Origin of the sequence: Mesorhizobium sp. M0909, from assembly GCF_040319515.1 — a bacterium.
GTDB lineage: Bacteria > Pseudomonadota > Alphaproteobacteria > Rhizobiales > Rhizobiaceae > Mesorhizobium.
Genome location: NZ_JAMYOA010000007.1, coordinates 235,297 through 248,475, shown reverse-complemented (window position 1 = coordinate 248,475; position 13,179 = coordinate 235,297). Strand labels below are relative to the sequence as shown.

Genomic DNA, 13,179 nt, shown 5'->3' with positions numbered 1-13,179 from the left:
GCGCCTGAACGGCTCAGAGACTTCGTAAGTCCTTGATAAGTACGTATAGATGCAGCGGGTCCGTCGGCGATTGCACGAATCCGTAGCGCTCGTAAAACGTGCGGGCGCCGTCGTTCTTGGCGTGGACGACGACCGCGCGGATGCCTGCAATATCGGCCGCCTGCAAACAGCGCAGAACGGCATCGCGCAACAGTCCGCCGCCGACGCCTTTGCCTTGCCAGTCCAGACTGACCGCAAGACGCGCCAGCAGCATTACAGGCACCGGATGGCGTGCGAGACCTTTTGTCAATCGTTCGGGCGCACCCTCATATTTAACCTCACCAACGACCAGGGTATAAAAGCCGATCACAGCCTCGCCAGAGAGACCAATGTAGGTCTGCGAAGCATTGGCTTGCTGGTTTTGGAATGCATAGCGTACGAGAAAGCGATTGAGCGGTTCTTCACCGCAGTCGAACATGTCCACCAAATGCTTGCGGGCCAGTTTCTCGATCTGGAATTCGCTCACGCTGGATCGCGACCGGAAAAGATGCTTGGTTCGTTCAATAGGCGCTTGAGGCGGGGGAGATCACGCGTTGGCGCGTCGAGCGCTGCCATGAACGCGACCCATTTTTCGGCGTCGAGATGGAAGCTGCGCCGGTCGGCTAATGTTTCTTCGGCTCGCGCAAGCGCGCTTTCAAGCACGAAATCGCTGAGCGAACGGCGTTCAGTCGCGGCGGCGGTTGCGAGTGTACGCTTTGCCTGGGGGGTAAGGCGCAAGTCCAGTTTTTCCGATCTGGTGGTTCTAGTCGTCATTGATACCTCTCGATTGCCGGATACCACATGTCGCCAGACAATGTCATGACAATTTCGGCCGCCCGCGAAATGTGCTGGATCAAGCCGCCAGAAGCTGTTTGCGGTCGACGCGTTCCTGTTGCGGCGAGCGGGCGTACAACTCGCGATAGCATTTGGAGAAATGCGAGGCGGAAACAAAGCCGCAGGCGACCGCCACTTCGACCACCGGCAACGACGACTGGATCAGCAGGTGCCGGGCGCGGTCGAGGCGGATCTCCAGATAGTAACGGGCAGGGGAGCGCCCCATCTCGGTGCGGAACAGGCGCTCAATCTGCCGGCGAGACAGGTCGACATGGTCAGCGATCTCGATCAGAGAGAGCGGCTCGGAGAGATTGGCCTCCATCAACTCGATAATGGTCAGCACCTTGGAATTCTGCACGCCAAGGCGGGCGCGCAGCGGCAGGCGCTGGCGGTCGGTCGGGCTGCGCACGCGATCGGTCAGCACCTGCTCGCAGACGCGGTTGACGAGGCTTTCGTCGAAATCGTCGCCGATCAGCTTCAGCATCATATCTAGGGCGGCGGTGCCGCCGGCGCAGGTGTAGATGTTCTGGTCGATCTCGAAGAGGTCGGCGAAGACATTGGCCTTGGGGAACGCCTCGGAGAAGCCCGGCAGGTTCTCCCAATGAATGGCGCAGCGCTTGTTGGACAGCAGGCCTGCTGCGGCCAGGATATGCGCGCCGGTGCACAGGCCGCCGACGGCAACGCCGCGATTGTACTCCTCGCGCAACCAGGCAAAGGCCGATTTGTTCTGGTAGCGCTCGACATTGATGCCGCTGCAGACGATGGCCATGTTCGGCCGGTCCGGTCCGGACATCTTCTTGCGCTCTTCCTCCAGCGACGTGTTGACGGCGCATTCGACGCCGTTCGAGGCGCGCACCGGCTTGCCGTCGATGCTGGCGAGCCGCCAGCGATAGGCTTCATAGCCGAGCATGCGGTTGGCCGAACGCAACGGATCGAGCGCCGTTGCGAAGGCGATCATGGTGAAATCGGGGACCAGGAAGAATACGAACGATCGCCGGATCGGGTGCTTTACGACGTTCACGGGTAGATCCTCACGCTGCAATGGCGCGAACAGGATGTCGCGATCAGCATAGCGACATCAGGAAAAACGTTTCCTGTCAATTGGCTAGATGGCAACGGAGCCACTTTATTTGCGACACGGGTCGCAAATGGGCAATCGCTGTGCGGCGAAGGACGTGACAGGCCGCCGGATCGACCAACGAGCCTACACAGTCTGCGCACACAAAAACGCCGCCTCGGCAAAACCGAGGCGGCGCTGGATCGACTTCGAAGCAGCGCTGGGCTGCTTCCGCCAGGATTGCTGTGTCAGCTGTCTCAGGCGACGAAGCCGAGGCGCGCGGCAGCCATGGCCCCGGTCTGGCCGGGCATGGTGTTGGCCAGGCGCTGGCGTTCGAGCGCGGTCGTCAGGTTCATGTCGCGGCGGGCAAAGAGGCGGGCAAAAAGCTTCATGATCATCTCCATTCAGTTGCTCAGACGGGTCGCCTTCGCTTGATGGAGTGGGGCAGCTCGTTTGTTGATGATGATATAGGCTTACGTGAGGGGAAACTAAGTCGCAAAAGCGAAGCACTTGATATGAAAAGCGACACGGAATGCGACAAATTTGGGCAACCTGCCCAGGATTTTCGATTATTTACAATGTGTTGATTGCCAGTGCGGGCTGCTATGCGACTTGCTCATATGCGGCATGCGACGGCGACATGGCTCGGGAAAATCATTTGAATACAAACAAAAGAGGCCTGCCGGGCTGATCTGCGCGGCAGGCCTTCAGCTATTGATACACACGGTTTACTTTGCTCCAGCCCAAGATCCCACACCATGGCGAGTGCCGGTCTTGGCATCGGCAGCTTCGGGCCAGCCGATATCCTTCTGCAGTTCAATCGGCAGCGCGCGGATGGCGCGTTCCGTCTGGTAGCGGGCACGGACCTCGCTGAACTCGGTCGCGATCCGACCGATGGATGACAGGATAGACATCTCATTCTCCTTCGCGTTGGGCCGGGATGTCCCGGCGCTTGCAGCGTCAGGCGGTACACCGGGTTTGTTTCAGCTTCATTTCGTGTCGATTGCAGGTCCGTGTCATGGTTGTTTCGGGACCACTTCGATGCGTCCTGCCTTCGATGGAGTTGACTATCCTCCCAAACTGATGTTCAATCAAACGAAATGGAATGATGGTTTGCATCAGAAAAATTGAAGGTCGCTTGCCATGAACGCCCCACTCAATCATCCGCTGCCGCTGCTCGATCTCGACGTTCTGCGCACTTTCGTCGCAATCGCCGAGACCGGCAGCTTCACCACTGCGGCCAATGCGGTCTTCCGCACGCCGTCGGCCGTCTCCATGCAGATCAAGAAGCTGGAGGACATTCTCGGCCGCTCGGTGTTCGCGCGCGACGCCCGTTCGGTGACGCTGACCACCGATGGCGAGATGCTGCTCGGCTATGCGCGCCGGCTGCTGTCGATCAATCGCGAGGTGGTATCGAAGTTCATCATTCCAGACATTGTCGGGGTGGTGCGGCTCGGCTCGCCGGACGATTATGGCGAACGTGTGCTGCCGCATGTGCTGAAGCGATTCGCACAGTCGCATCCTTCCATCGCGGTCGACGTCACCATCGACCAGAGCGTCAACCTGCGCCGTCGCATGGACGATCGGGCACTCGACATCACGCTGCTCACCAACTCATACAAGACCAGCGCGATCGGCGCCGAAGTACTGCTCACCGAGCCTATCGTCTGGGCCGGTGCCAAGGGGGGCTGTGCGCATCTGCGCGAGCCGCTGCCGGTCTCCTTGTGGGAAGAAGGCTGCGCCTGGCGGGCGGGGGCATTGGAGGCGCTTGGCCGCGAGGGCCGCAACTACCGTATCGCCTATATGAGCGCGCACACGGCCGGCCAGCGCGCCGCGATCATGGCGGATCTTGCAGTCGCGCCGCTGCCGAAATCGTTCCTCGGCAGTGACATGGTCGAGCTGTGCCCGAAGGACGGCATGCCAGACATAGGCACCTACAATCTCGCCATGGTGGTGACGCCGGACGCCAGCGCGCCGGTGAAGGCAGTCGCCGACCATATCCGAGCGACGTTTGAGATGTTCAGGGAAACTGGGAAGTTCTGAGCCAAACTACGACCTGAGCGGCGCAACCAGATCGCGAGGGGTTCCGTCGCGGTCTTCCCTTTGCAGCGACAACTCTCCTGCCTTGGCATGATAACTGCCAGTTTCGTTGGTCAAGAACGTAACGATGCTGTCCCGCGCGCGTCGCGCCTCCGGCATGTCGATCAACGGCCAGACATGGAACATGCCTTGCTCGTGGACGACCTCAATTTCGACGCCGGCCGCGCGTGCCTTTTCCGCGAAGATCAGATTGTCGGGTGTAAGCAGATCGCGTGAACCGGTCAGCAGCAGCGTTTTGGGCAGCACCGACAGGTCGCCGTAAACCGGGCTGATGCGCCAGTCGGTGGGATCTATGCCGGCGCTGTAAAGCCGGATCGCCTCGCGGCCGCCGGCAATGCCCAGCCATGGATCGTTGCGTTCAGCCTCATACATTTCTGGGTTGGCGAGCGATACGTCGAGGCCGGGCGAAATCAGCACGTGGCGTGATGGCAAGGGCAGGCCGTCTTGCGCAGCCATCATGGTCAGCACGACAGCCATGTTTCCGCCGGCGGAATCGCCCATGAAGATGATGTCATTTGCCCTGGTTTCGCCGAACATCTGGCGGTAGACGGCGCCGACCATACCGAACATCGCGTGGAAATCGTGTTCGGGAGCAATGGGATAGATCGGCACGGTGATACCGAACCCGAGGCGGTCGGCCATGTCGGCGATCAGCCGCCAATGATAGGGGGTGATTTCAAAGACGTAAGCGCCGCCGTGCAGGTAGAGAATCCGCCTCCGCTCACCAGCCTTGGGCGCGATCTCGTAGACGGGAAAGCCGTTGATCGTGCGGGTTGTGATCTCCAGGCGCGACCGCAGCGACGCAGGCGGCCGATGGTTTTCCGTCTTGCGCGCATAGGCGATCCAGCGCTGCAGGTTCTCCGGGCTGGAAAACGCCTTCTTACGGCTGTACCTGAGCACGAACGAAACGACGTGGCTTTTGAGACTGGGCATGCAGATACACGGACTTCGGCTGAGCCGACTAAGAGAACCCCCGACTATTTTGAAGATTGTGTCGCCACCAAAAAAGTCAATATTTATGCAATCTCAACACGGTGGTTTGACTCCAGCTGGCGATAAAGCCTCAGGTCCATGAAGTCGCCAGCCCACCTGGGCAGCTCAGCGCCGCGGCGGCAGTGCGGCGCGCAGCCAATTGCTGGGTGCAGCCGGAGCCGCATTGCGGCCCCGGCGAATACCAAGCAGCTTGCATTTGTCGGTGAAGTTCATCCGCGCTGCATGCCCCAGCCCACCGAAAGCTGCCTTTCGCTCGAACGCGGCGACACCGGCCAGCCAATGTCCTTCTGGATCTCAGGCGGCAAGCTATTGAGGATGCGCAGCGACTTGCGCGCTTCACGTGTTTTCTTGAAGGCCGCACCATAGCGGCCGAGGCTTTCGAATATCGACATCTTGATCTCCTTTGGAGCGTTGCGGTGGCCGAAAACTGTTTCTGCCTGCCGTTCGATGCCGGTTAAATGCTCCGCACATGTATCTGGCGGATTTCACGAAAACGCGATTTCGTTTCCAGATCGGCGCGATCTGGAAACATTTGCATACAAATGAAAAATGGAAAGGCTGACAGCCTAGCGGAGGCAAGTCATCCCCGCCCGCGCCGCGCGGCGTGGCCTTCGCGCGAACGGCGCCGCGGGGCGGCGTCGCCGGCAATGCCGTCTTCGCTCACCGTCTTGCGCGGCGGCAGTTTCACCGCCGCCGACAGCTTGGGGAACGGGTCGATCTTGTTCGGGAGCGCCATGGCATAAACGAAATGTTCCTGGAATTTCGGCTCCAGCGCCGTCTCGATCTTCTCGATCCTGCTGACGGTTTCCTCGATCTCGCGGCGATAGCCGCGGTTCAAGAGCGCCATGCGGGCACCGGCGCCGGCCGCATTGCCGACGGCCGAGACCTTGTCGAGGTCGCAATCCGGGATCAGGCCCAGCACCATTGCGTATTTCGGGTCTATGAACGAGCCGAAGGCGCCCGCGAAGTGGATGCGGTCGACGTGATCGGTGTGCTGCTTTTCCATCAAAAGCTTGGTGCCGGCATAAAGCGCCGCCTTGGCAAGCTGGATGGCGCGCACGTCGGTCTGGGTAATGGTGATCTTGGGCTCGCCTTCCTTCAGCACATAGGAGAAGGTGCGGCCATTGGCGACGACGCGAGGCGAGTGGCCGCTCAGCGATCCATCGACGACGCCGTCCTCGGAAATGATGCCGGCGAGGTACATCTCGGCGACCACCTCGATGATGCCGGAGCCGCAAATACCAGTGACGCCGGTCGCCTGCACACTGTCGAGGAAGCCCGGCTCGTCGGACCAGAGTTCCGAGCCGATGACGCGGTATTTCGGCTCCAGCGTTTCGGGATCGATACGGACGCGCTCGATTGCACCCGGTGCGGCGCGCTGGCCACCGGAGATTTCCGCACCCTCGAAGGCTGGGCCGGTTGGCGAGGAGGCCGCCACGACCCGCTGGCGATTGCCGAGCACGATCTCGGCATTGGTACCGACATCGACGATCAGCATCATCTCGTCCTGCCGGTGGGGGCCTTCCGACAGCGTCACTGCAGCCGCATCAGCGCCGACATGGCCGGCAATGCAAGGCAGCATGTAAAGCCTGGCGCCCTGGTTGAGTTTCAAGCCGATATCCGATGCCTTGATGTGCACGGCGCCGGAGACGGCTAGCGCGAAGGGAGCGCCGCCGAGCTCGGTCGGATCGATGCCGAGAAACAGATGATGCATGATCGGATTACCGACGAAAACGGAATCCAGGATATCGTTACGCTGGACGTTGCCTTCGGCGCAGACCTTGTCGACGAGGCCCGAAATGGCCTCGCGCACGGCGACCGTCATGCCTTCGCGGCCGTCCGGGTTCATCATCACGTAAGAGACGCGGCTCATCAGATCCTCGCCGAAGCGGATCTGCGGATTGGAGGTGCCCGATGAGGCGGCGACCCGACCCGACAGCAACGACACCAGATGCATGGCGATCGTGGTCGAGCCGATATCGCAGGCAAGCCCGTACGCCTCGTTCTTCAGGCCAGGCCACAGAGCGATGACCCGCGCGGTCTCGCTGTCGGTGTCCTTGTGGATGGCGGCCGTCGCGGTCCAGTTGCCTTTGCGCAAAATGCCTTGCACCTGCGGCAACAGATGGAAATCGAAATCGAGGCTCTTAAGGCCCCAGTCCTTCATCAGCGCGATCTTCAGACGGTCGAGGTCGCCGAGCGGCTTGTGCATGTCGGGTTCTTCGATCTCGACATAGCACATGCGGATAGCCGCATCGCGGGCGATGACCCTGGTATCGGCGTCCTTGCGGATAGTCTGCGCGTTAATAACGGTGTCCTGCGGCACGTCGACGACGAGATCGCCGAGGATCTGTGCCGAGCAGGACAGGCGGCGCCGCTCGGGGAGCCCGCGAACGCGCTCGTAGCGCTCTTCCTTGGCGCCCTTGGGCGAGAGGTGATCGTTGGAGGAGACGATCTTGTGCTTGGCGAAATTGCCTTCCTGCACCTCGATCTGGCAACGCCCGCAAGTGGCACGCCCGCCGCACACGCTCTCGACGTAGACACCAAGCTGGCGCGCGGCATCCAGAACCGGCGTGCCGACCGGAAACCGCCCGCGCTTGCCCGACGGCATGAACAGCACGAGTGGATCAGTGATGTTGACGGGAGAGTTCATTCGTTTCCAGACTTTACTTTCTACGCTGCTCGGGTCTTGGCCACGGCAGCGATGCCGCTGTGTTTCGGTTCCTCCCCAGTCGTAAACCCATATCGTGTCGGCCAAGCCATGGCTCAACCCCGGGCCATCCGCGCTTCGCGGCCGCCGCGCCTGCGTCCGCCATTGCCATTGCCATCGCCCGGCGCGTTGACCTGCGTCCGGGCGGCAACGGCCTGGCCGCCTTCAGCAGGCTTGTAGTCCTTGTAGGTCCTGATCCAGTTGGTGCAGTTCTCGTCGGTGCCGTTCAGCACGTTGGCGCCGCGCACCGCTTCCATTTCCTGCGGCCGCACCGGGTTCATAATCGCCGAGGTCATGCCGGCGCCGATCACCATCGGGATGAAGGCGGCGTTGATGCCATGACGGTGCGGCAGGCCGAACGAGATGTTGGAGAGGCCGCAGGTGGTGTTGACCTTGAGCTCCTCGCGCAGCCGGCGTAGCAGGGCAAACACTTGGCGGCCGGCATCGCCCAGCGCGCCGATCGGCATGACCAGCGGGTCGACGACCACGTCATGCGCCGGAATGCCGAAGTCGGCACAGCGCTGAACGATCTTCTTGGCGACGGCAAAGCGCACATCGGGGTCCATCGAAATACCGGTCTCGTCGTTAGAAATGGCGACGACCGGAACGTTGTATTTCTTGATCAGCGGCAGGATGGCTTCGAGCTTTTCCTCCTCGCCGGTGACGGAATTGACCAGCGGCCGGCCCTTGGCGACCTTCAGCGCCGCTTCGATCGCGGCGGTCACCGAGGAGTCGATCGACAGCGGCAGATCGACCAGGCCCTGCACGATCTCCAGCGTCTGCACCAGCAGCGCCGGCTCAGTGGCGTTGGGATCGACTGCGGTAACGCCGGCATTGACGTCGAGCATGGTCGCGCCGCAGGCGGCCTGCTCCAGCGCATCCTTGATGACCGTCTCAAAATTGCCGGCGATCATTTCGGCGGCCAGCTTTTTGCGGCCGGTCGGATTGATGCGCTCGCCGATCACGCAGAAGGGCTGATCGAAGCCGATGATGATTTCTCGTGTCGCCGAGGCGACGATGGTGCGGGTCATGAAATCTCTCCATCGTGATATAAAGAGTTCTTTATATCGTTATCTGTTTGTGATCAAGCGAATGCTGACGATTCGCGCTGTCAATGCGCGGTTTTGACCATGTCGACCTGGGTTTCGGTGAGGTCGTCATGCAGTATGTGGTCGAGCCGGTCGGCAACGAGCTGGTCGTCGCGGCGGATTTCGCGCTTCCACGGCCGGCGGCCCTTCAGCACGCCGGATTCGTCGACGATCTCGGCGACGTATTCTTCCTGGCGATAGGCCATCACATGGACGCCGGACACACCGGGAATTTCCTTCACCTCATTGATGATGTCGATGCAGAGCTGCTTGCCTTCCTTCTTCTGATCCTGAGCGCCTTCCAGGCGCTTGACGATCTGATCGGGAATGTGAATGCCCGGCACGTTGGAGCGGATCCATTTGGCCGTCTTGGCCGAGGCCAGCGGCCCGACGCCGCACAGGATGAAGCATTTCTCGGTATAGCCGAGGTCGCGGACCTTCTGCATGTAGGTGCGGAACATCGGCACGTCGAAGCAGTACTGGCTCTGCACGAACTGCGCGCCGGCGGCGATCTTCTTGCCAAGCCGATAGGGCCGGAAATCGATCGGCGGCGCGAACGGGTTGATGGCCGCGCCAAGGAAAAGCTGCGGCGGGGTCGTCAATTTGCGGCCGGACAGGAATTTTCCGTTGTCGCGCATGATACGGCAGGTTTCGAGCAGCGACATGCAGTCGAGATCGAACACCGGCTTGGCGCCGGGCTGGTCGCCGGCCTGCACGCCGTCGCCGGTCAGGCAGAGCATATTGGCGACACCCATCGCAGCACCCCCAAGCACGTCGCCCTGGATGGCGATGCGGTTCCGGTCGCGGCAGGCGATCTGCATGATCGGGGCATAGCCCATGCGGGTCAGGAGGGCGCAGATGCCGACCGACGACATGTGGCAGTTGGCGCCGGAAGCGTCGACGGCATTGATGGCGTCGACCCAGCCATCGAAAATCCTGGCGCGGTTGTAGACGTCTTCCGGATCGGCGCTGTCGGGCGGATTGAGCTCGGTCGTCACTGCGAATTCGCCGCGTCTCAATACACGCTCCAGGCGACCACGTGAGGTGTGGCCGGGCAGGGGATCGAGCGGCAAATGGATGCCGGCCGGATTCTCGTCGGGCTGGCGGCCAATCATGCCGACGCTCCAGTGTTGGTAGTGTTCCGGGCTGCATCGCGGGCGGCCGCCGCCTGCGCGGTGACGCGCAGCCACGCGGAGGTCTCGCGCAAGGATTGGTCGACTGGTTTCTGCACGTCAAAAATCCTGTCGCCATGCACCATGTTCCGCGAGCCTTCCCAGGCCTTAACCCAGACGCACGGCATATCAGGCTCGACCTCGCAATTGCCGTTGGCGCGGACACCGCCACAAGGGCCGTTGCGCAGTTGCTTGGGGCAGTTCATCGGGCACGACATGCCGGTCGAGGAAAGGATGCACTGGCCGCACATGCGGCAGTCGAACATGAAACCCTTGACGCGCTTTTCGACGAATTTCACCGGTCCTTCGACGCGGCTGTAGCCGATGCCCTTCCACAGCGGGTGGAGGAGCAGAAACATATCGGCGAATTTGGCGTAAAACCATTCGAGCAGCCGCGAATGCCGGACCGACCAAAGCCGCACTGCAAACGAGCGCTGCACGCGCCGCTGCGGCGACACGTCGGCCGGCTTGTAGTCGGATTTCGGCGCCGCCTTCCTGACGATGGTCGCCTGGGTCAGGCCGGTCTGAGCCGTCGTCGCCGGCATTGATTGGGGATCAGACATTTTTTTTGCCGCCCGCCTTGACCAGAGCGACCAGCCGCTCGCGGTCGTATTTCGCATCGATTTCCTGAAGAGCCTTCTCCGCCTCGGCTTCAAGATCGTCACCGACTGGGATGGGTTCTGCCTTGCGCCATTCGGCAAGATAGTCGTCGGTGCCGCCGGCGCCGGTGCGCATGGCGCACATGTCGATCGCCTCGGTGAAGCGCAGCGGCAGTTCGCGCTTGGCGTTCTGCCGGCCCTTTTTGACGATGACCTGGGCGGGGATGTCGCGCCAGTAGACGACGATCAGATCGGCCATGAATTCCTGCTCCTGCAGAGCGCCGCGCGTCCAAATCGAACGCACAAACGATGCTCTACCACCTAACTTCGCTGCATCGTGTCCTCCGAAGATCGATTCCGATGTTTTGGGCCGATGCAGTGATTTCGAGCATTGCCGGAAGCGCTGTTGGGCTGCTTGTTATGGGACGACGCGGGGGCCTTCAAAAGCGACGCAATCGACGGCCGCGGTTGAAAGCGGAGTCTTTCAGCACAGGTCAGCCGGCGCGGCCATCGAAGCTTCCGACCAGCTTCCAGTGGAAGCGCACGTAACCTCGTTCGGTCGTGCCTAGATGCTCCGCGACGATCTCATGGAAGCGCGGCAGGCGGTGGAAGGGAACGGCCGGATAGGAATGGTGCTCCGAATGGTACGGCATATTCCAGGCGACGAAGCGCACCAGCGTTGTGGTGAAGGTGGTGCGGGTGTTCTCGAGCATGTTGGCGACATGCGGGCACAACGCGTGCTCGGCCAGCAGGTAGGCCCGCAAAAACGGCTGTCCTACCAGCACCGGCACGATCCAGACCCACAACAGCAGCGCCGACTGTATGGCGAGAGATGCGGCCAGCAACACCGCATAACCGATCAGGAACAGCCGTGCTTCGGCAACCACCTTGCCGCGACTCTTTTCCGGTACGAAGCCGTCGCGATTGCGGCCAGCCGCATTGGTTGCGACCACGCGGCCCATGGCGATCCAATAGGGGCCGCCCGACAGATAGCGCAGATATTGGCTGACGGTCTCCGGCTTCGGCGCCCTCAGTTCGGGGTCGTTTTCGGGGTCGTGCGTATGGCGGTGATGGGCGAAATGGAAATAGCGGAACCATGCCGGCGGCAGCAGGATCAGGAAGCCGGCCACGGCGGCAACAGCGCGATTGAGCCACGCCGTCCTGAACGCCGTTTCATGGATGGTCTCGTGCAGCGGCGTGAAGAAGAAGACGATCAGGATTCCCTGCGGCAAGACGAGAAGCGGCCAGAACGGGATGCGGGCGGCGATCAACGCGCCCAGCAGGATAACCAGCCCGCCATGGGCGGCCAGCCGGAAAATGCCTGGCCGGTCAAGCCTGGCGGTGAGGTCGCGACGGTCCTCGACCGAAAGGCCGGCAATGATGGTGCGGTGATCGATGTCGCTCATGATGCAATGTTAGCGGCGGGTGGGCATCCGGTAAATCGGCGCGTCACCAGACGCCGTTCGTTATCCCGGTCCAGAGATAGGACCAGACCGTCGGGTGATACCATTGTTTCGAAGGCAGGCCGGGCTCGACCGTGCCGAGCTTGCCGGCCAGCGCATCCCTGACCGCCTCGACGCAGATGTCGCGCGAGAACGCCGCCTGCCGCAACGCGTAGCTTGAAATCGTGTCGCCCGGCTGCGGTTTTGCCGGGTCAGCATCATCGTGCCGAGTTGACCGATGGCCGAGGCCCAGCCTTGCCGTCGCGCCCGTCCGAGAAGCAATTGCTTTTTGGATTCAGGTGCTTCGAGGATAACACTGACCGGCCCGAGTTGATCGGCGACCGCGTTGACGATCGCCCAGATATGCGAGCCGCCTTCGGTGACGACGACGATCGGTCGTTGGTTTGGTTTCGACCGTGCCATGGTTCGCGACCTCCGCAAAGACCTGTTCTTTGCGCGCGAATGCCAGGCTGACCGGGTTAACCCTTGGTGATCGGGGCTCAGCGCTTGAGTTCGAGGATGTCGAGCTTCGATTCGTAATAGGGCGCCGGGAACTCGATGCGCCATTCGCTGGCGCTGTTGCGGAAGGCATAGCCGACCTGATCGCTTTCCGGGCCGCTGCCGTAGGGCCTTGCCGGATCGTCGTTGACGTAGAAGGAACCAAGATAGATCGCGCGTTTCTCGCCATCGTCGAAGAAGCGGCCCTTGGTGCGCTGCGAGCCGGTGATCTTTTCCAGTCTCCAGCCGGAACCGTCGTCGCTCACCTTGCATTTGAACCAGCCATAGATGACGAGCGGGCTCAATCCGCCGGCCTTGATGGTGCGGCATTGCCACTTGCCGGTCAGGTCGTTGTCGGAGAAGGAAACCAGCGGCTTTGCCAGCAAGGCGTCGAGCTGCTTGACCTCGGCTGGATCGCCGGCCTTCGCCTCGTCAAGCGCTGCCTTGCGCGTCTCGCCATATTTGTCGAGCCGCGCCTTGTCGGCAGCCGTTATCAACTTCTGCACCTCGCCGTCGGCGAACGCGGGCATGGTCAAGCAGAGGACAGTTGCTGCGGCAAACATGAGGCGAGCGATCATCGGTGGCGTTTCCCTGTTGATGGCTGGAGCAGCCCGTTTTCTTGTCTGGCGCATACCTTAATGTTTCGCCACGTTCTGTCATCCGTGCTTGGG

The 13,179-nt window shown here is 61.6% G+C and carries 16 protein-coding genes and 1 pseudogene; 2 read left to right on the top strand and 15 right to left on the bottom strand.

From position 1 onward, the window contains the following. Positions 1 to 13: 13 nt before the first annotated feature. The 5 genes from NKH83_RS13855 to NKH83_RS13835 form a co-directional block, all read right to left on the bottom strand. The gene (locus tag NKH83_RS13855; RefSeq protein WP_352805187.1) at positions 14 to 505 is read right to left on the bottom strand and encodes a GNAT family N-acetyltransferase; all 492 of its coding nucleotides are present in this window, start codon (positions 503 to 505) and stop codon (positions 14 to 16) included. After that, positions 502 to 792, bottom strand: a complete 291-nt coding sequence (locus tag NKH83_RS13850; RefSeq protein ID WP_352477597.1) for a type II toxin-antitoxin system TacA family antitoxin — start codon at positions 790 to 792, stop codon at positions 502 to 504. Before NKH83_RS13850 ends, NKH83_RS13855 begins: the two co-directional genes overlap by 4 nt. A gap of 79 nt (positions 793 to 871) precedes the next feature. Beyond that, the gene (locus NKH83_RS13845; RefSeq protein ID WP_302895626.1) at positions 872 to 1,810 is read right to left on the bottom strand and encodes a GlxA family transcriptional regulator; all 939 of its coding nucleotides are present in this window, start codon (positions 1,808 to 1,810) and stop codon (positions 872 to 874) included. Between the two features lie 356 nt (positions 1,811 to 2,166). Further along, a complete protein-coding gene (locus NKH83_RS13840; protein WP_352805184.1) occupies positions 2,167 to 2,301 on the bottom strand; it encodes a hypothetical protein in 135 nt (44 codons plus the stop codon). 336 nt (positions 2,302 to 2,637) lie between these two features. Continuing rightward, complete coding sequence (locus NKH83_RS13835) at positions 2,638 to 2,823, bottom strand: hypothetical protein (protein ID WP_352805181.1); 186 nt, start codon at positions 2,821 to 2,823, stop codon at positions 2,638 to 2,640. A gap of 229 nt (positions 2,824 to 3,052) precedes the next feature. On the opposite strand from NKH83_RS13835, the gene NKH83_RS13830 reads away from it, so the two are divergent. Continuing rightward, positions 3,053 to 3,952: a LysR substrate-binding domain-containing protein gene (locus NKH83_RS13830; protein ID WP_023676521.1), complete on the top strand. Its 900-nt coding sequence runs from the start codon at positions 3,053 to 3,055 to the stop codon at positions 3,950 to 3,952. A gap of 6 nt (positions 3,953 to 3,958) precedes the next feature. Here the strand turns inward: NKH83_RS13830 and NKH83_RS13825 are convergent, their stop codons facing one another. The 9 genes and pseudogenes from NKH83_RS13825 to NKH83_RS13785 all read right to left on the bottom strand — a co-directional run bounded on the left by NKH83_RS13825 (position 3,959) and on the right by NKH83_RS13785 (position 12,364). Further along, on the bottom strand, positions 3,959 to 4,942 hold the full coding sequence (locus tag NKH83_RS13825) for an alpha/beta hydrolase (protein WP_352805178.1): 984 nt from the start codon (positions 4,940 to 4,942) through the stop codon (positions 3,959 to 3,961). A 269-nt stretch (positions 4,943 to 5,211) separates the two neighbouring features. Next, entirely contained in the window at positions 5,212 to 5,394 is a 183-nt protein-coding gene (locus tag NKH83_RS13820; RefSeq protein WP_352805175.1) for a hypothetical protein, read from the bottom strand. 188 nt (positions 5,395 to 5,582) lie between these two features. Continuing rightward, complete coding sequence (locus tag NKH83_RS13815; RefSeq protein WP_254818165.1) at positions 5,583 to 7,652, bottom strand: ASKHA domain-containing protein; 2,070 nt, start codon at positions 7,650 to 7,652, stop codon at positions 5,583 to 5,585. 113 nt (positions 7,653 to 7,765) lie between these two features. After that, a complete protein-coding gene (locus NKH83_RS13810; protein ID WP_023676516.1) occupies positions 7,766 to 8,740 on the bottom strand; it encodes a methyltetrahydrofolate cobalamin methyltransferase in 975 nt (324 codons plus the stop codon). Positions 8,741 to 8,820: 80 nt separating this feature from the next. Next, the gene (locus tag NKH83_RS13805; RefSeq protein WP_352477600.1) at positions 8,821 to 9,912 is read right to left on the bottom strand and encodes a methylenetetrahydrofolate reductase; all 1,092 of its coding nucleotides are present in this window, start codon (positions 9,910 to 9,912) and stop codon (positions 8,821 to 8,823) included. Then, on the bottom strand, positions 9,909 to 10,532 hold the full coding sequence (locus NKH83_RS13800) for a methylenetetrahydrofolate reductase C-terminal domain-containing protein (RefSeq protein WP_352805172.1): 624 nt from the start codon (positions 10,530 to 10,532) through the stop codon (positions 9,909 to 9,911). The genes NKH83_RS13805 and NKH83_RS13800 overlap by 4 nt, the downstream gene beginning before the upstream one ends. Then, complete coding sequence (locus tag NKH83_RS13795; protein ID WP_352805169.1) at positions 10,525 to 10,827, bottom strand: virulence factor; 303 nt, start codon at positions 10,825 to 10,827, stop codon at positions 10,525 to 10,527. Before NKH83_RS13795 ends, NKH83_RS13800 begins: the two co-directional genes overlap by 8 nt. Positions 10,828 to 11,062: 235 nt before the next feature. Then, positions 11,063 to 11,974: a fatty acid desaturase gene (locus NKH83_RS13790; protein ID WP_352805166.1), complete on the bottom strand. Its 912-nt coding sequence runs from the start codon at positions 11,972 to 11,974 to the stop codon at positions 11,063 to 11,065. 43 nt (positions 11,975 to 12,017) lie between these two features. Next, a pseudogene (locus tag NKH83_RS13785) lies at positions 12,018 to 12,364 on the bottom strand (hypothetical protein). Between NKH83_RS13785 and NKH83_RS13780 the strand changes: the two are divergent. Then, positions 12,357 to 12,503, top strand: coding sequence for a hypothetical protein (locus NKH83_RS13780; RefSeq protein WP_352805297.1), 147 nt, complete (start codon positions 12,357 to 12,359; stop codon positions 12,501 to 12,503). The pseudogene NKH83_RS13785 and the gene NKH83_RS13780 overlap by 8 nt on opposite strands. 7 nt (positions 12,504 to 12,510) lie before the next feature. Here the strand turns inward: NKH83_RS13780 and NKH83_RS13775 are convergent, their stop codons facing one another. Then, positions 12,511 to 13,086 carry a DUF4893 domain-containing protein gene (locus NKH83_RS13775; protein WP_352805163.1) on the bottom strand — a complete coding sequence of 192 codons (576 nt, stop codon included), beginning with the start codon at positions 13,084 to 13,086 and terminating at the stop codon, positions 12,511 to 12,513. Positions 13,087 to 13,179 lie beyond the last annotated feature (93 nt).

Coding starts and splice junctions, on each gene's coding strand:
- NKH83_RS13850 (WP_352477597.1), bottom strand. CDS start 792: ATGACGACTAGAACCACCAGATCGGAAAAACTGGACTTGCGCCTTACC.
- NKH83_RS13845 (WP_302895626.1), bottom strand. CDS start 1,810: ATGATCGCCTTCGCAACGGCGCTCGATCCGTTGCGTTCGGCCAACCGC.
- NKH83_RS13840 (WP_352805184.1), bottom strand. CDS start 2,301: ATGAAGCTTTTTGCCCGCCTCTTTGCCCGCCGCGACATGAACCTGACG.
- NKH83_RS13835 (WP_352805181.1), bottom strand. CDS start 2,823: ATGTCTATCCTGTCATCCATCGGTCGGATCGCGACCGAGTTCAGCGAG.
- NKH83_RS13830 (WP_023676521.1), top strand. CDS start 3,053: ATGAACGCCCCACTCAATCATCCGCTGCCGCTGCTCGATCTCGACGTT.
- NKH83_RS13825 (WP_352805178.1), bottom strand. CDS start 4,942: ATGCCCAGTCTCAAAAGCCACGTCGTTTCGTTCGTGCTCAGGTACAGC.
- NKH83_RS13820 (WP_352805175.1), bottom strand. CDS start 5,394: ATGTCGATATTCGAAAGCCTCGGCCGCTATGGTGCGGCCTTCAAGAAA.
- NKH83_RS13815 (WP_254818165.1), bottom strand. CDS start 7,652: ATGAACTCTCCCGTCAACATCACTGATCCACTCGTGCTGTTCATGCCG.
- NKH83_RS13810 (WP_023676516.1), bottom strand. CDS start 8,740: ATGACCCGCACCATCGTCGCCTCGGCGACACGAGAAATCATCATCGGC.
- NKH83_RS13805 (WP_352477600.1), bottom strand. CDS start 9,912: ATGATTGGCCGCCAGCCCGACGAGAATCCGGCCGGCATCCATTTGCCG.
- NKH83_RS13800 (WP_352805172.1), bottom strand. CDS start 10,532: ATGTCTGATCCCCAATCAATGCCGGCGACGACGGCTCAGACCGGCCTG.
- NKH83_RS13795 (WP_352805169.1), bottom strand. CDS start 10,827: ATGGCCGATCTGATCGTCGTCTACTGGCGCGACATCCCCGCCCAGGTC.
- NKH83_RS13790 (WP_352805166.1), bottom strand. CDS start 11,974: ATGAGCGACATCGATCACCGCACCATCATTGCCGGCCTTTCGGTCGAG.
- NKH83_RS13775 (WP_352805163.1), bottom strand. CDS start 13,086: ATGATCGCTCGCCTCATGTTTGCCGCAGCAACTGTCCTCTGCTTGACC.